Genomic DNA, 15963 nt, shown 5'->3' on the forward strand with positions numbered 1-15963 from the left:
TCACACGAGATCGACGACCAGCCACCCGCCGTGGTGTTCGAACACCTCGTACGGAAAGCCTGTCGTGCGTCCGAGTGCGTCGAGCGACGCGAGGTCGAATGTCCGGATGTGCCCGTGGCACGCGGTTGCCTCGTCCTCGAACGGCACCGCGATCACCACGCGTTCCCGGGCGATGCGCAGCGCTTCGGCGAGAACGGCGGCACCCGTCTCGTCGTCGACGTGCTCGAGCAGGTGGATCGCGGTGACGGTGTCCGAGCTGTCGTCGGGGACGGGCACTCCGGCCGCGTTGCAGACGAGGGTGTCCACCGCCAGGCCCAAATGCGGTGCGACCGCATCGAGCAGCCGCATCGTGCCGGGGAGGATGTCGGTGGCGACCACGTCGAACCCCGCTCCTGCGAGCCGCAACGGCAGGAACCCGAAGCACGAACCGAGGTCGAGTACCCGGCCGCGTACCAACGTGGCTGCCATGTCGTGGATCGGGGCGAACTCCGCTGTGCCGTCGAGCAGTTCGTTCAGTGAGTTGCGGTAGTAGGTGACCCACGACTCGAGCGCTCCGGGGACCGTCGAGCGGACGAGACCGACCATCGTCAACTCGAACTCGTTCTGTCCGAACTCGGCGTCCTGGACGGATGCGGTCACGTCGGCGACGAGACGCTCACTGAGCAGGTCGGGAGTGAGCGCATGCGTGACGTGCAGCCCGTCGGTGGTGCGGTGCAACCTGATCGGTCCGGAGGGCACCCGTTCGACGGTCACGTGGTCGTGTGTCCACCGGCCCGGCGGGCACGGCGCGAGAGAATCCAGCACAGACATTGTCGGTCAACCTCTTTCGAATGGGTGATCGGTCGGGCCGAGTCCTTCGGAAAGCGTGAGCATTCCTGTTCCCAACAGGTCGTGAAGGTCCGATTCGGCGTCGGTGAGCCACTGCTCGTAGGACGCGACCGCGACGCCCAGCACGAGGTAGGCGACGGTCCTCGGAATGTGGTCGTCGGGGCGGGCGCCGGTGTGGCGCGCGACGAACTCGGCTATCGCCGCGCGCCATCCCTGGTACATGACGGACGAGTACCCCTGGAGGGCGGGAGTGCGCAGGATCAGCTCCATGCGGGCGCGGTGTCGCTCGGTCTCGGATGCGGGAAAGGTGTTGAAGTCGAGTAGTGCGGCGGTGAGCGCGTCCGCGAGCGAATCGTCCGACTGGACCTCTGCGAGTCGTCGTCGCATCCGTTCGAGCTGGCCGTCGAAGTCACCCCACGCGACCGCATTCTTCGAGGGGAAGTACCGGAAGAAGGTGCGCCGCGCGATGCCCGCCGCCTCGGCGATGTCGTCCACGCTGGTCTCGTCGAAGCCGCGGGTGCGGAAGAGTTCGATGCCGACCGCCGCCAGGGATTCTCTCGTGGTGGAGGGGCGCCGGCCGGTCCGCGGGGACGGCTCTCGGCGTTCAGGCATATTTCCCTCGATTCATGGATGACATTCTGCACTCGATGCCATTACAGTGGTGAACCGAGTCACAACGCTAGCCCTGTTGTGATGTGGACTCCACATGTGGAGTGAAATTCGAGGAGGAATCATGTCCGATCGCGACAACGCGGTGATCGAGTCCGATTTGATCGAGGAGTCCCTCGTGGAAGAGGTCTCGATCGACGGCATGTGCGGCGTCTACTGATCATGTCCACCCCCGGAGCCACCGCCGTGGCGACCACACAGTTCGATCCGGGCGCCACGTGGCGGCTCCACCCGCAGGTAGCGCTTCGCCCCGAGCCTTTCGGGGCGTTGCTCTACCACTTCGGCACCCGCAAACTGTCGTTCCTGAAGAACACCGTCATCGTCGACGTGGTCCGGTCCCTCGACGATCACGCATCGGTGCGGGATGCTCTGCGCGCCCACGGAATCGACGAGAACGCCGAGCGGCCCTACGTGCGTGCCCTCGGCACACTGGCCGACTCGCACATGATCGTCCCCGCCTGACGCTTCGACCAAGCAAGGACCCGCTATGACGTCTCTGCTCGAACCTCCCGTCACCACCGCGCCTCCGAAGGTCGGTCGACTCGTCGACCAGTTCGAGAAGGGCCTAGATGCTCCGATCTGCCTGACGTGGGAACTGACCTACGCCTGCAACCTCTCGTGCGTGCACTGCCTGTCCTCGTCGGGCAAGCGCGACCCGCGTGAGCTGTCCACCGAACAATGCAAGGCAATCATCGACGAACTCCAGCGCATGCAGGTGTTCTACGTCAACATCGGCGGCGGCGAGCCCACCGTGCGTTCGGACTTCTGGGAACTCGTCGACTACGCCACCGACCATCAGGTCGGGGTGAAGTTCTCGACCAACGGCGTGCGCATCGACAAGAAGGTCGCGGCGCGGCTGGCAGCGTCCGACTATGTGGACGTGCAGATCTCCCTCGACGGCGCGACCGCCGAGGTCAACGACGCTGTGCGCGGCCCCGGGTCCTTCGCGATGGCCGTGCGCGCCCTGGAGAATCTTTCCGAGGCGGGCTTCCGCGACGCGAAGATCTCCGTCGTGGTCACCCGCCACAATGTCGACCAACTCGACGAATTCAAGGCGCTCGCAGACCGTTACGACGCGACGCTGCGCATCACGCGCCTGCGCCCGTCGGGCCGCGCCGTGGACGTGTGGGACGATCTGCATCCCACCCACGACCAGCAGCGGCAGCTCTACGATTGGCTCGTCGCACACGGCGAAGGCGTCCTGACCGGTGATTCGTTCTTCCATCTGTCCGCGTTCGGCGGCGACAGCGGCGGAGGTGCTCTGCCCGGCCTCAACCTCTGCGGTGCCGGGCGTGTGGTGTGCCTGATCGACCCGGTCGGAGACGTGTACGCGTGCCCGTTCGCGATCCACGAGAACTTCCTCGCGGGAAACATCCTCACCGACGGTGGGTTCGCGCAGGTGTGGAAGAACTCCGAGCTGTTCCGGGAACTGCGCGAACCGCAGTCGGCCGGGGCGTGCGCATCGTGCAACTTCTACGACTCGTGCCGCGGCGGCTGCATGGCTGCGAAGTTCTTCACGGGCCTCCCGATGGACGGTCCCGACCCCGAATGTGTTCAGGGATACGGACAGTCGGCCCTCGAAGCCGACCGCACCGTGCCGCAGTCGAGCGTCGACCACTCGCGTACCGGTAAGCGGGCCGAGCGTCGCACCCCGGCAGCGCCGGTGCCGCTCACCCTGCTCGCCAAGCCGCCCGCCAAATTCTGCGACGAGAACCCTCTCGCAGGCCTGTAGATCTCGAGGAGAGAAGTTCACGATGGCCAAGTTCTCGTGGCTGAAGAATCCCTGGAAGCAGAGCGACTGGTTCGAAACGGTCGCCGTGGCGCAGGAGCGCGCCCGCAAGCGGCTGCCGAAATCGGTGTACGGCGCGCTTGTGGCCGGGTCCGAAGCCGGCATCACCGTCGACGACAATCTCGCGGCGTTCCGCGAACTCGGCTTCGCCCCGCACGTTGCGGGACTGTCGGAGAAGCGTGAGATGGGCACCAGGGTCATGGGGCAGGACGTCGCCATGCCCGTCCTGATTTCGCCGACCGGCGTCCAGGCGGTACACCCGGACGGAGAGGTGGCTGTCGCCCGAGCCGCCGCCGCGCGCGGAATCGCAATGGGCCTCAGCTCGTTCGCGAGCAAATCCATCGAGGACGTGGCTGCGGCCAACGACAAGACCTTCTTCCAGATGTACTGGGTCGGTAGCCGCGACGTGCTCGTCCAGCGCATGGAACGCGCCCGTGCAGCGGGTGCGAAGGGTCTCATCATGACCCTGGACTGGTCCTTCTCGAACGGCCGCGACTGGGGGAGCCCCGCCATCCCGGAGCGGATGAGCTTCGACGCGATGGTGAAGTTCGCGCCCGAGGGCATCATCCGGCCCAAGTGGCTCCTGGACTGGGCGCGGACCGGCGGGGTCCCGGACCTCACCACACCCAACCTCACCCCGCCCGGTGGCGGCGAGACCCCGACGTTCTTCGGCGCGTACGGAGAGTGGATGAGCACCCCGCTGCCCACGTGGGAAGACGTGGCATGGCTACGGGAACAGTGGGGCGACGCCCCGTTCATGCTCAAGGGCGTCATGCGCGTCGACGACGCCAAGCGCGCCGTCGACGCGGGGGTCACGGCGATCTCGGTCTCGAACCACGGCGGCAACAACCTCGACGGCACACCCGCGCCGATCCGGGCGCTTCCGGCCATCGCGGAGGCGGTCGGCAACGACATCGAGGTGCTGCTCGACGGTGGTATCCGGCGCGGTAGCGACGTCGTCAAGGCCGTTGCCCTCGGAGCCGACGCCGTCATGATCGGCCGAGCCTACCTGTGGGGCCTCGCGGCCAACGGCCAGGCGGGTGTCGAGAACGTCCTCGACATCCTCGCTGGCGGAATCGGTTCCGCGCTTCTGGGGCTGGGCCGGGATTCCATCCACGACCTCGTGCCCGGCGATGTGGTCGTTCCGCCAGGATTCCGTCGCGATCTGGGAGTCGAATAACTGCCATCGGCATGAGCCTCGCTCTCACCGACCCGATCACCCTCGCCGGCCGTACCGCGTCGTCGAGGGTGATCTTCGGTCCGCACGAAACCAACCTCGCTGTGGGACGGGCACTGTCGGCGCGTCACGTCGCGTACTACGAGCGTCGTGCGCGGGGTGGCGCGGGAATTGTCGTCACCGAAGTGGCGTCGGTTCATCCGGGCGATCACCCGTACGAACGGGCTCCGCTTGCGGCGCACTGTGGTGACCGATGGGCGGAGATCGTCTCGGCGTGCGGTGCCCACGGAACTCTCGTCCTGGCTGGGATCGGGCACAGCGGTCTGCAGGGATCCAGCGCCTGGACCCAGGCACCACTGTGGGCACCGTCGAGGGTTCCCGATCCCGCCACCCGTGAACTCCCGGCGGAGATGACCGAAGCCGACATTCACTCGGTCACTGACGGTTTCCGCGCTGCGGCGGCGCTGGCGGTCGAGGCGGACGCCGACGGCGTCGAACTCGATGCCGGACCCACCGCGCTGCTCCGCCAGTTCCTTTCCGGACTGACGAACCACCGCACCGACCGCTACGGCGCCGACAGGTTGCGCCTGCTCCGGGAAGTCATCGCGGCCGTGCGCGCCGAACTCGGGCCCGGACGGATCCTCGCGCTGCGACTGAGCTGTGACGAGAACGCTCCCTGGGCGGGCATCACACCGGACGAAGCCGCACGGTACGTGCGGGAACTCGCCGGCTCGCTGGATCTGATCACCGTCGTACGCGGCGGGTTGTTCACACCGGAAACGTACCGGCCTGATGCCCACACACCGACCGGGTTCAATCGCGAGTTGTGCCGGCAGGTCCGGGGGGCCGTTGTGGGTCTTGTGCCGGTGGTGTTGCAGGGCAGCGTCGTGAGTCCTTCGTCCGCCCAGGAGGCCGTCGATCGGGGGGTGTGCGACGCGGTGGAGATGACCCGCGCGCAGATCGCCGACCCCGATCTCGTCTCCTCCGTCCGCGACCATCGTGATCCGCGGCCTTGCGTGCGCTGCAACCAGGCATGCCTCGTCCGCGACTTCCGCAACCCGGAGATCGGATGTATCGCCAACGCGGAGGCGGGGCAGGAGGACCGACCTGCACCCGGTGTGCCGACCACGGTGCGGGACGTGCTCGTCGTCGGCGGGGGACCGGCCGGGCTGGAAGCGGCGCGCGGCCTGGCCGGGCGGGGACATCGAGTCACCGTCGCCGACCGCGCCGACCGCGTCGGAGGCATGCTGCACACCGCAGGCTCGGGGAAGGGTGCGCCGCCGTTCGCCGAACTCGCCCGGTGGCTCGAGCAGCGATGCCGCGATCTCGGCGTGGTCATCCGCACCGACACCGTCGTCGGCGCGGACGACCTCGACGCGGCGCACGACGCCGGAACGGCCGTAGTACTCGCTACCGGCAGCCGTCCTCGACCTCCTGGCTTCCCGGTCGTCGGAGGGGGCGGTTATCTCACCGCAACCCAGGCTCTCCGCGCCCCGGAGACCGTGCCGGATCGTGCCGTCGTGTGGGATCCGGTGGGCGGGCGGGTCGGTGTCGCGGTGGCGGAGCACCTCGTCGCGCGCGGGCGGGCGGTCGATTACGCCACCATCGACCCCATCCCCGGGTCGAGACTGGCACCCACCGGTGACCTCGTCGCGGCGAATGCCCGGTTGCATCGTGCGGGGGTGCGGCGGCACCTCGGCGTCGAGGTGCGCGGGGTCGACGCCTCGGGAGTGCATCTCGTGCACCGGGTGACCGGGTCGGAGGTCGTCGTGGATTCGGCGACGCTCGTCGACTGCTCAGTGGGACTACCGGATGACAGATCGACCCGGCCGGGGCTGGATGGGATCGGTGACTGCATCGCTCCTCGGACGGTGCGGGAAGCGATCGGGGAGGGGCACCGTCTCGCCTCGGAACTGTAACCTGTTGCATAGACCGATCTGGAAGGATCTCCATGGGCGAGTTCGACGGCAAGGTTGTCTTCATCACCGGTATCGCGCGAGGTCAAGGACGTAACCACGCCTTGAGGTTCGCCCGGGAAGGAGCGGCGATCATCGGAATCGACGTCGCGAAGCCGGTCTCGGAGTACATCACCTACGAGCAGGCGACCGAGGAGGACTTCCGCGAGACCGTCCGTCTCGTCGAGGAGGCCGGCGGCAAGATCGTCGCTCGCATCGCCGATGTCCGCGACAGCGCCGCCCTCCGGGCCGCCGTCGACGAGGGTGTCGCACAGTTCGGGCGGCTCGACGTGGTCGTCGCCAACGCCGGTATCTGCAGCTGGAGCCGATTCTGGGAAATGCCCGACGAGCAGTTCGAGGAACTCGTCGACATCAACCTCACGGGCGTGTTCAAGACGTTGAAGGCCGCGGCACCGGCGATGATCGAAGCAGGAAACGGCGGTTCGATCATCGTCGTCAGCTCGGTCGCCGGGCTCAAGGCGATGCCCGGGCAGGCACATTACGGCGCTGCCAAGTTCGGTCTCGTCGGTATCACGCAGGCGGCGGCAAAAGAGCTGGGCGAGTTCAACATCCGCGTCAACTCCATCCATCCGTACGGGGTGAAGACGCCGATGGGCACCGATCAGGGTTCGCTGAAGATGTTCGAACGGTTCCCTGCCTGGCTCCCCAACTTCGCGCCCATCCTCACCGAGAAGCCGATCGCCGATCCCGACGACACCTCCGACGCGGTGCTGTTTCTCGCGAGCGATCGCGCGAAGACGATCACGGGCAGCCAGATGGCCCTCGACCAGGGCAACTCCAAGGTCTAGCCGGTGTTGCGCAACATGGCCGGTCCCGATCCCCGGGACATCCTCAGGATCGGTCCGGCCACGTTGCGCAACCGGATCATCTTCCCGGCCCACCTGACGAACTTCGCTGTGGACGGAAAGATCACCGACCAGCACATCGCGTATTACACGGCGCGGGCGCGCGGCGGGGCAGCGATGATCGTCACCGAGGAACACACGGTGCATCGCTCGGATCGGCCGTACGAGAAGCTGATCCGGGGATGGGATCCCGACGTCTTGCCCGGGTACCGCCGCCTCACCGACGCGGTGCACCGGCACGGTACGCGGATCGTCGCACAGCTCAATCACAACGGGGCACAGGGAAGTTCGATGTACACGGGCCGGGCGCTGTGGGCTCCCGGACCCGATCCCGACCCACTGTTCCGGGAAGTGCCGATCACGGTGGGCGACCGCGAGATCGCGGAATTGATCGACGGATACGCGACGGTCGCGACCCGGTGCGTCGAGGGTGGATTCGACGGTGTCGAGATCCAATGCTCGCAGGCATCGATCCTGCGTGCCTTTCTCGCGCCGGGGACCAACGGCCGCGCCGACCGATACGGTGGCGATCTCGGGGGACGGGCACGGTTGCTGGTCGAGGTCGTCGACGCTGTGCGCGCCGCAGTAGGTCCCGAGCACGTCGTGGGCGTGCGGTTGAGCGGTCACGACGGCACGGCGGGCGGAATCGAACTCGACGATGCCGTCCGGGTGGCGCGCATGCTCGACGAACGGGGTGCCGTCGATTACCTCAGTACGTCGATCGGTGTCGCCACCGAGACGCTGCATCTCGTCGAGGCGCCGATGTCGACGCCGCACGGGTACTCGCTGTTCGTCCCGGCCGCGATGCGTGCCGCGGTGTCGGTGCCCGTGGTCGGTGTGGGCCGATTCACCGCTCCCCAGCAGGTCCGGACCGCTCTCGCGGAAGGGGTCTGCGATCTGGTCGGGGCGGTACGGGCGCAGATCGCCGACCCCGAGTTCGCCGCGAAAACGCTTGCCGGGCGCGACGCGGAGGTGCGTCCGTGCATCGGCTGCAACCAGGAATGCATCGGGCGGGTCGGGCTCGGCCGGTGGATCGGATGCACTGTGAACCCGCGCGCCGGCCGAGAATCGACGCCGTTACCCGCGCCGCGCATGCCCGGCAGCCGGGTGCTGGTGGTCGGCGGGGGACCGGCCGGATTACAGGCGGCCGCTACGTCCGCTCGTCGCGGCCACACCGTGACCCTGTGTGAGCGAGAACCGTGGACAGGTGGGCAGATTCGCGGCGCGGCGACCGCACCTCACCGCGGCGAACTGGCGGGTATCGTCACGAGCCTAGAAGCGGAATGCACTCGGGCCGGAGTCGAGATCAGGACCGGCATCGAGGTCGACGCCGACTTCGTTCGCGCCCACCGGCCCGACGCCGTGATCGTGGCGACGGGGGCTCGGCCGCAGCGGCCCGCCTGGGCCGGAGACTCCGCGAAGGTGGTGGACGTGCGCGACGTGCTCGAGGGTCGCGCCGAGCCGGAGGGGCGGGTGCTCGTGGTCGACGATCTGGGTTTCCATCAGGCGACGTCGGTGGCCGAACTCCTCGCCGGACGTGGCTGCGCCGTGACCGTGTGTACAGGCGGCATGATCGTCGGACAGGATCTCGGCCTCACACTTGACATGGACGGATGGACACGTCGCGCCCACGCTGCCGGGATCACGCAGATCACCGATGTGATGGTCACGGGAATCGTGGACGCCGACGACGCGATGGACGTGTCACTCGTCGATCACCGGACCGGCACGGGCCGACTCCTCGTGGCCGACGCGGTGGTGGTCGTCACCCATCAGGAACCGGTGGACGAACTCTGGAAAAAGCTGGCCGACAGCAGTTTTCCTGTGTTCCGCATCGGCGATGCGGTGACCCCACGTCGCGCGCACAACGCGATTCTCGAGGGAGACGCAGCTGCGATCGCGGTGTGACACCCCGCGCGCGACATCGACTCCGACCGTTCCTGCGCGCCTACGAACCCAGTTCGCGCCGCATCGCAACGCGTGGACGGTGGTCGAGTCCCAACTCCGTCTCGTGTGAGCGAATCCGGCGTAGCGCCGGGGTGAGTTCTCCGTCGCCGAGAATGCGGAAGCCGAGGCGTTCGTAATATGGCGCGTTCCACGGAACGTCGCGGTAGGTCGTGAGCGTCACCGCGCTGTACCCGTGATCGCGAGCCCACCCGGCGGCATGGTCGAGCAGATCGCGACCGACGCCGCGCCGAGCGTGACCGGGATGGACCGAGACCTGCTCGATGTGGAGTGCATCGTCGACCGGTTCGGCGATCAGGTACGCCACCGGCGCGCCACCATCGTCGAACGCCACCCAATTCCGGCCGGCGACGAGATAGCGGTGCAACTCCGAGACCGTCGGCGGGGCGTCGTCCGCGACGAACGTCATGCCCAGTTCGGCGAACTGCTCGCCCGCCGCTCGTTCGATGTCCTGGAGCAACGGCAGTTCGGCCTCTCGCGCGAGCCGGATGCGAGGCAATTCCTTCGCGAAATACAAGGAGGATTCCGAGTCGGCCCAGATACCGAACCGCTCGTGCATGGGGGCGTATCCGGCAGCGGTGTACATCGCGATGGCTTCCGGTTGCGCAGTGCCGGTTTCGAGTACCATCCGGCGGCGACCCGCGTCCACTGCGGTTCGCTCGAGCGCCTCGAGGAGACGCCGCGCGATTCCGCGCCGCCGCGAATCCGCACGCACGTACATCCTCTTGATCTCCGCGTCGCCGTCGCGCAGTCCGGGATGCCCCGCGTCGTACGCGCGCCAGCCGCCGATTCCCAGCGGGGTCGAGCCGGAGTGCGCGAGCAGGAACAGGCCGCGCGGGGGCGCGAACTCCTCAGGGTGGAGTTCGGTGTGGTCGGGTCCTCCGTAGCGCCGTACGTACTCGAGCTGGACCTCGTCGATGAGGGCCTGCACGTCGGGGTCGTCCAAGGGGCGCGGTTCGATCTGCACGAGGTGAGACTACGTGCCGGCCCGGGGCGCGACCGATTGCGATCCACCGAGCCGGTGGCCGGTCGACGCACAGGGGGGTTCCACGCGTCCTGGTCGTGACAGCAGACGGAGCCCAGGCTGCGACCGGCGCGAAGAGGCGGATCACACTCGGCGGCACAGCGCAGCGAAATGGGTGATGTTTACCGAATCGTTGCATGGGCACCCGTTGGTGATGCAGAAGAACATTTTCATCCCGGCCCTGACCGACCAGCAGCGAGACAAGCTCGACACCCTGTCGAACGCCGACGAACTCCGGTTCCACAGCCTTCTGGACTACACGTCACTGATCGAGCCCGAAACGTACGTCTTTCAGGACCTACTCGACCGCGCACGTAAGCAGCTCGACGAATTCGACGGCAGCATAGACGGAATCGTCGCGCACTGGGATTTCCCGACGAGCGTGCTCGCTCCGATCCTCGCCGCCGAACGCGGCCTGCCTGCGCCGACCCTCCGCAGCCTTCTCCAGTGCGAGCACAAGGCGTGGAGCCGGATCGAGCAGAAGAAGTCCATCCCCGAATGCGTCCCGGGCTTCGCAGTTTTCGATCCGTTCGACGACAACGCGCTGGACTCGATCGATCTTTCGTTCCCGTTCTGGGTCAAGCCCATCAAGTCGCACTCGTCACAACTCGGGTTCGAGATCGAAAACGCCGAGCAGTTCGCAGCGGCCCTGGAACAGATCCGCGCCGAGATCGGACGGGTCGGGGACGCGTTCGACGAAGTGCTGTCGATGGTGGAACTCCCGCCGGAACTCGAAGGTGTCGGCGGCAACATGTGCCTTGCCGAAGACATCATCACAGGCATTCAGGTCGCACCCGAAGGAACGATGTTCAACGGCGAGTACAACATTCACGAATTCTTCGACATGCGGAAGGACGACGCAGGCCACAGCTTCGACAGGCTCGATTACCCTGCGCAGTCGGTTCCCGACGACGTGCAGCAGCGCATGATCGACCTCACGGAGCGATACCTGCGCCACATCGGTTTCGACAACGGCTGCTTCAACACGGAGTTCATGTGGGACGAGAAGACCGGAAAGCTCTCGCTGATCGAGGTCAACACCCGTATCTCGCAGTCCCACAGCGACCTGTTCGTCAAGGTCGACGGCACGTCGAACCACGAGGTCGCGATCGACATCGCACTCGGTGTGGAACCCCGCATCGAAAAGGGCCGCGGACGGTACCGGCACGCTGCCCAGTGCCACATCGGCTACTACTCCGACGGCATCGTGCGCAGCGTTCCGAGTGCCGACGATCTCGCCCGAGTGTGCGAAGAGATTCCGGATACGTTGGTGGACATCAAGGTTCGAGTGGGCGACCGGCTCTCCGAGCTTCCCAATCAGGACGGCTACCGGACCGTCCTGGCGACGCTGTACATCGGCGCCGACGACATCGGGGGACTCGAGAAGTACTTCGATCGTGCCTCCGAGCTTCTTCCGTTCGGCATCGACGCGATCTCCGAATAAGGCTGTTCCTGGCTGCGATTTGTTCGATCCGATCGACAGGAAGGCACACGTGCAGACAGTGACGTCCTTTCCCCACAGTGTTCGCGTCATCGAGAACACGTTCATCACGATGCCCGACGGGTGCCGCCTCTCGGCTCGCATCTGGCTTCCGGACGGCGCCGAGGACAACCCCGTTCCCGCTGTGCTCGAATACATTCCGTATCGGCACCGCGACACGACGCGAGCACGAGACGAGCTCAATCACCCCTATATCGCGGGTCACGGATACGCCTGCGTCCGAGTGGACCTGCGCGGCAGCGGTAACTCCGACGGGGTACTCGAGGACGAGTACCTTCCCACCGAGCAGGACGACGCCTGCGCCGTGATCGAATGGCTTGCCCAGCAGCCCTGGTGCGACGGCAACGTCGGCATGATGGGCATCTCCTGGGGCGGCTTCAACAGCCTCCACGTCGCTGCGAAGCGGCCCCCGGCGCTCAAAGCGATCATCAGCGCGTCGGCCACCGACGATCTGTACGTCGACAACATGCACTACATGGGCGGGTGCCTGCTGTCGGACAATCTGTCGGAGGCCACCGTGATGTTCGCCTTCAACAGCATGGCGCCCGACCCGGCGATCGTCGGTGACCGGTGGCGCGACATGTGGCACGAACGGCTTCGGGGAAGCGGCCTGTGGGTCGAGAAGTGGCTCGAACACCAACACCGCGACGAGTACTGGAAACGGGCTTCCGTCAACGAGAACTACGCGGACGTGGCATGTCCGGTGTTCGCGGTAGGCGGGTGGGCCGACGGTTACACCAACGCCATCTTCCGGCTGATGGAGAACCTCGACGTGCCGCGTAAGGGCCTCATCGGTCCCTGGGGGCACAAGTACCCCCACCAGGGCGTGCCGGGCCCCGCGATCGGGTTCCTGCAGGAGGTCGTCCGGTGGTGGGACTACTGGCTCAAGGGCATCGACAACGGAATCATGGACGAACCGATGCTCCGCATGTGGAGGCAGGGCAGCGTCCCGCCTCATCCCCGGTACCCCGAACGACCGGGCAAATGGATTGCCGAGCCGTCCTGGCCGGCGCCGGGCATCGAGGACCGTGAGTACACGCTGACCCGCTTCGGGCTGGACCAGGGCATCGACCCGGACGAAGCCGAGCGCCGCGATCTGACGATGTGCTCACCCCTGAGCCTGGGCATGGCCGGTGGCAAGTGGGCCTCGTATGCGGCCACTCCCGATCTGCCCTCCGATCAACGGGAAGAGGACGGCGGCGCACTCGTTTTCGAGACCGAAGCGCTGAGCGAACCGCTCGACGTGGTCGGTCTGCCGACTCTGGATCTCGAGGTCAGCGCCGACAAGCCGGTAGCAATGATCGCGGCGCGACTCAGCGACGTCGCTCCGGACGGTCAGGCCACCCGCGTCACGTACGGTTTGCTCAATCTCACCCATCGTGACGGCAGCGCCGATCCTCAGCCCCTCGAACCGGGCCGGCGGTACCGCGTGCGCGTCAAGCTCAACGGCATGGCGCAGGAGTTCCCGGCAGGCCATCGCATTCGCTTGTCGTTGTCCACGTCGTACTTCCCCTTGGTGTGGCCGGCACCCGAACTCGCGACGCTCACTGTGACCACCGGCGAAAGCCGGCTGAGGCTGCCCGTCCGCCCGCCACGCGACGCCGAAGACGCTGCGCTGCCCGCATTCGGGGAACCCGAGGGAGCGGAATCGTCCGCCGTCACCCTGGTCGAACCCGGCGAACACCACTGGCGCACTTCACGCGATCTCGAAACCGGCGTGACCACACTCGAGATCAAGGACGACCGGGGCGAGTCGTTCGTCGAGGACACCGGCACCACGATGCGCAATGCGACGACCGAGTGGTTCGGCTTCCAGGGCAACGACGTGGAGTCGGCGCGCGGTGAGACGCGCACCGTGCGATATCTCGGACGAGGTGACTGGCAGACGGAAGTGCAGACCCGAACGGTGCTGACTTCGACACCGGAGGATTTCGTGATCACCGCGCAACTGGACGCATACGAGATCGACGAGATCCACGGAAAGCGGCGCGTCTACTCGGAGAACTGGAATCGCGAGATACCTCGCCTACTGGTGTGACCCGACGCGGTAGCGGCACCGGCGATCCGACGCACTAGCATCGGACCGGTGATACGGGATCTTGCCGGCGCCCGCTGGACCGACGTCGAACCGGAGCGGTGGACGGTGGCGGTGCCCGTGGGATCACTCGAGCAACACGGCCCACACCTGCCCCTCGACACCGATACCCGGATCGCCACTGCTGTTGCCGAGGCACTCCCGGACGTCCTCGTGGCTCCGCCGCTCGCGTACGGCGCGAGCGGCGAGCACGAGGCGTTTCCGGGAACGGTGTCGCTCGGAGTCGACGCGCTGCGCACCGTGTTCGTGGAATACGGGCGGTCGATATGCCGCTGGGCCCGACGGGTGCTGTTCGTCAACGGACACGGCGGAAACGCATATGCCCTGGCCGAAGCCGTGTCCCTGCTGCGGTACGAGGGTCGCGATGCGGCGTGGATCCCGTGTGCGGTGCCTCGCGCCGACGCGCACGCGGGCGCCACCGAAACGAGTCTCATGCTGCACCTGTGCCCCGGTTCGGTGGATATGGGCCGCGCGGTCGTCGGGAACACGGATTCGATCGCGAGTTTGATGCCACGACTGCGTGAAGCCGGTATGGTTTCGGTGTCGGCGAACGGGGTTCTCGGTGATCCCACCACCGCAACCGCGGAGCAGGGGGCCCGCTTGTTCGCACACCTGACGGAACAAGCAAGATCGCAGGTCGCTCGGTGGGAACCGGGCACGGAGGGGGGACTTCGGTGAGTCAGGCGACAACACCCGAAACGGCACAGACCCCCGGAGGCCGCCTTCCTGACGGGTTCGGAGTTCGCATCGATCCCCGGGTCCGGCGATTCGCCGGCGGACAGGTACTCATCGGTGGTTCACCCACCCGGATGCTCAAACTCGCTCCCGCCGCCGCGGCGATGATCGACGGCGACCACCTCGAGGTCGTCGACTCCCGCACGGCGGTCGTCGCGCGTCGTCTACTCGACTCCGGCGTCGGAAACCCGCGGCCCACCCGGCTGCCGTCCACCTCGGACGTGACCGTGATCGTTCCCGTCCGGAACAACGCGGCCGGAGTACGGCGGTTGCTGCAGGCCCTCCCCGGCCTCGAGGTGATCGTGATCGACGACGGCTCCGACACCCCGGTGGTCACTTCCGAAGACCCCCGTGTCCGGGTGCTCCGATCCGACGTATCCCGCGGTCCGTCCGCGGCGCGGAACCGCGGATTGCGGGAAGCACGAACGGAATTCGTCGCCTTCCTCGATTCCGACGTCGTTCCCCGCATCGGGTGGCTCGAAGCATCGCTGGGTCACTTCAGCGACCCGGCTGTCGCGCTCGTCGCGCCTCGCATCGTCGCTCTCGACCCGGACAACGGAGCCTTGGCGCGCTACGAACACGCACGTTCGTCCCTGGACCTCGGTCGACGGGAAGCCGCCGTCGTCGCCGGGAGCCCGGTGTCGTATGTGCCCAGCGCCGCGATGGTGGTCCGTCGTGAAGCACTCGCCGGTTGCGGTGGCTTCGACGAAACGATGCATGTGGCCGAGGACGTCGACGTGTGTCGGCGACTCCGCGCGGCCGGGTGGCGACTCCGCTACGAACCGATCGCACGAGTGGCCCACGATCACCGGGTTGGGTTCCGGGAATGGTTCTCCCGCAAGGTTTTCTACGGCACAGGGGCTGCGCCGCTGGAGGCGCGGCACCCCGGCACTGTGCCCCCGATGGCAATTTCGGTCTGGACTCTGCTGGCGTGCGCGGCGGTCGCCACGCTGACGCGCTTCGGTTTCGTCGTGGCAGTACTGAGCCAGTTCGTGACGCTCCTGCGGTTGCGCCGCATGTTCGCCGAACTCGACCGGCCCACCCGCATCGCGGCGGTCCTCACGGGGCAGGGTTTCGCGGGCGGCATGTGGCAGGTGGCGTCCGCGGCGTGCCGCCACTATTGGCCCCTGACGTTCGTGGCGGCCGTACTGTCGTCGAAGGTGCGACGCGCGGTGGTGGCTTTCGCAGTGGCAGAGGGTATCTGGGACTGGTACTCGCACCGGGAGGGTGGCGGACTCGACCCGGTCCGGTACGTCTTCTACAAGCGTCTCGACGACATCGCATACGGGGCCGGACTGTGGAAAGGCGTCGTCGACGCCCGCGACCCCGCGGCGCTCATGCCCGATATCCGGTCCTGAG

General features: G+C 67.0%; 14 protein-coding genes. 11 read left to right on the top strand and 3 right to left on the bottom strand.

Annotation, left to right across the window (positions count from 1 at the left end; translation table 11 throughout):
• Complete coding sequence (gene mftM, locus RDCOP1_RS19865; protein WP_072704564.1) at nt 1–810, bottom strand: mycofactocin oligosaccharide methyltransferase MftM; 810 nt, start codon at nt 808–810, stop codon at nt 1–3.
• A 6-nt stretch (nt 811–816) separates the two neighbouring features.
• Nucleotides 817–1440, bottom strand: a complete 624-nt coding sequence (mftR, locus tag RDCOP1_RS19870) for a mycofactocin system transcriptional regulator MftR (RefSeq protein ID WP_072704567.1) — start codon at nt 1438–1440, stop codon at nt 817–819.
• 121 nt (nt 1441–1561) lie between these two features.
• On the opposite strand from mftR, the gene mftA reads away from it, so the two are divergent.
• From mftA to RDCOP1_RS19905, 7 genes are read left to right on the top strand one after another with little or no spacing between them, the layout of a single operon-like run.
• Nucleotides 1562–1657, top strand: coding sequence for a mycofactocin precursor MftA (gene mftA / locus RDCOP1_RS19875; RefSeq protein WP_006553546.1), 96 nt, complete (start codon nt 1562–1564; stop codon nt 1655–1657).
• A gap of 2 nt (nt 1658–1659) precedes the next feature.
• On the top strand, nt 1660–1959 hold the full coding sequence (mftB, locus tag RDCOP1_RS19880; RefSeq protein ID WP_072704570.1) for a mycofactocin biosynthesis chaperone MftB: 300 nt from the start codon (nt 1660–1662) through the stop codon (nt 1957–1959).
• 25 nt (nt 1960–1984) lie between these two features.
• Nucleotides 1985–3229 carry a mycofactocin radical SAM maturase gene (gene mftC / locus RDCOP1_RS19885; protein ID WP_072704573.1) on the top strand — a complete coding sequence of 415 codons (1245 nt, stop codon included), beginning with the start codon at nt 1985–1987 and terminating at the stop codon, nt 3227–3229.
• 22 nt (nt 3230–3251) lie between these two features.
• Nucleotides 3252–4466: a pre-mycofactocin synthase MftD gene (mftD, locus tag RDCOP1_RS19890; RefSeq protein ID WP_072704577.1), complete on the top strand. Its 1215-nt coding sequence runs from the start codon at nt 3252–3254 to the stop codon at nt 4464–4466.
• Nucleotides 4467–4477: 11 nt separating this feature from the next.
• Nucleotides 4478–6382 (top strand): mycofactocin system FadH/OYE family oxidoreductase 1, encoded by a 1905-nt coding sequence (locus RDCOP1_RS19895; RefSeq protein WP_072704580.1) that lies wholly within the window; start codon nt 4478–4480, stop codon nt 6380–6382.
• Nucleotides 6383–6414: 32 nt separating this feature from the next.
• A complete protein-coding gene (locus RDCOP1_RS19900; RefSeq protein WP_072704585.1) occupies nt 6415–7227 on the top strand; it encodes a mycofactocin-coupled SDR family oxidoreductase in 813 nt (270 codons plus the stop codon).
• 15 nt (nt 7228–7242) lie between these two features.
• Nucleotides 7243–9192, top strand: a complete 1950-nt coding sequence (locus tag RDCOP1_RS19905; protein ID WP_072704739.1) for a mycofactocin system FadH/OYE family oxidoreductase 2 — start codon at nt 7243–7245, stop codon at nt 9190–9192.
• A 40-nt stretch (nt 9193–9232) separates the two neighbouring features.
• Here RDCOP1_RS19905 and RDCOP1_RS19910 read toward each other — a convergent pair whose 3' ends face one another.
• Nucleotides 9233–10216 (bottom strand): GNAT family N-acetyltransferase, encoded by a 984-nt coding sequence (locus tag RDCOP1_RS19910; RefSeq protein WP_072704588.1) that lies wholly within the window; start codon nt 10214–10216, stop codon nt 9233–9235.
• Between the two features lie 211 nt (nt 10217–10427).
• On the opposite strand from RDCOP1_RS19910, the gene RDCOP1_RS19915 reads away from it, so the two are divergent.
• From RDCOP1_RS19915 to mftF, 4 genes are read left to right on the top strand one after another with little or no spacing between them, the layout of a single operon-like run.
• Complete coding sequence (locus tag RDCOP1_RS19915) at nt 10428–11717, top strand: ATP-grasp domain-containing protein (RefSeq protein WP_072704590.1); 1290 nt, start codon at nt 10428–10430, stop codon at nt 11715–11717.
• Nucleotides 11718–11766: 49 nt separating this feature from the next.
• A complete protein-coding gene (locus RDCOP1_RS19920) occupies nt 11767–13812 on the top strand; it encodes a CocE/NonD family hydrolase (protein ID WP_072704742.1) in 2046 nt (681 codons plus the stop codon).
• Nucleotides 13813–13860: 48 nt separating this feature from the next.
• Nucleotides 13861–14547 carry a mycofactocin biosynthesis peptidyl-dipeptidase MftE gene (gene mftE / locus RDCOP1_RS19925; protein WP_072704593.1) on the top strand — a complete coding sequence of 229 codons (687 nt, stop codon included), beginning with the start codon at nt 13861–13863 and terminating at the stop codon, nt 14545–14547.
• Nucleotides 14544–15962, top strand: a complete 1419-nt coding sequence (gene mftF / locus RDCOP1_RS19930) for a mycofactocin biosynthesis glycosyltransferase MftF (RefSeq protein ID WP_072704596.1) — start codon at nt 14544–14546, stop codon at nt 15960–15962. Before mftE ends, mftF begins: the two co-directional genes overlap by 4 nt.
• Nucleotide 15963: the final 1 nt, after the last annotated feature.

This window comes from Rhodococcus coprophilus NBRC 100603, from assembly GCF_001895045.1.
Lineage (GTDB): Bacteria > Actinomycetota > Actinomycetes > Mycobacteriales > Mycobacteriaceae > Rhodococcus > Rhodococcus coprophilus.

Coding starts and splice junctions, on each gene's coding strand:
- mftD (WP_072704577.1), top strand. CDS start 3,252: ATGGCCAAGTTCTCGTGGCTGAAGAATCCCTGGAAGCAGAGCGACTGG.
- mftA (WP_006553546.1), top strand. CDS start 1,562: ATGTCCGATCGCGACAACGCGGTGATCGAGTCCGATTTGATCGAGGAG.
- mftM (WP_072704564.1), bottom strand. CDS start 810: ATGTCTGTGCTGGATTCTCTCGCGCCGTGCCCGCCGGGCCGGTGGACA.
- RDCOP1_RS19900 (WP_072704585.1), top strand. CDS start 6,415: ATGGGCGAGTTCGACGGCAAGGTTGTCTTCATCACCGGTATCGCGCGA.
- RDCOP1_RS19915 (WP_072704590.1), top strand. CDS start 10,428: ATGCAGAAGAACATTTTCATCCCGGCCCTGACCGACCAGCAGCGAGAC.
- RDCOP1_RS19905 (WP_072704739.1), top strand. CDS start 7,243: ATGGCCGGTCCCGATCCCCGGGACATCCTCAGGATCGGTCCGGCCACG.
- RDCOP1_RS19895 (WP_072704580.1), top strand. CDS start 4,478: ATGAGCCTCGCTCTCACCGACCCGATCACCCTCGCCGGCCGTACCGCG.
- mftC (WP_072704573.1), top strand. CDS start 1,985: ATGACGTCTCTGCTCGAACCTCCCGTCACCACCGCGCCTCCGAAGGTC.
- mftB (WP_072704570.1), top strand. CDS start 1,660: ATGTCCACCCCCGGAGCCACCGCCGTGGCGACCACACAGTTCGATCCG.
- mftR (WP_072704567.1), bottom strand. CDS start 1,440: ATGCCTGAACGCCGAGAGCCGTCCCCGCGGACCGGCCGGCGCCCCTCC.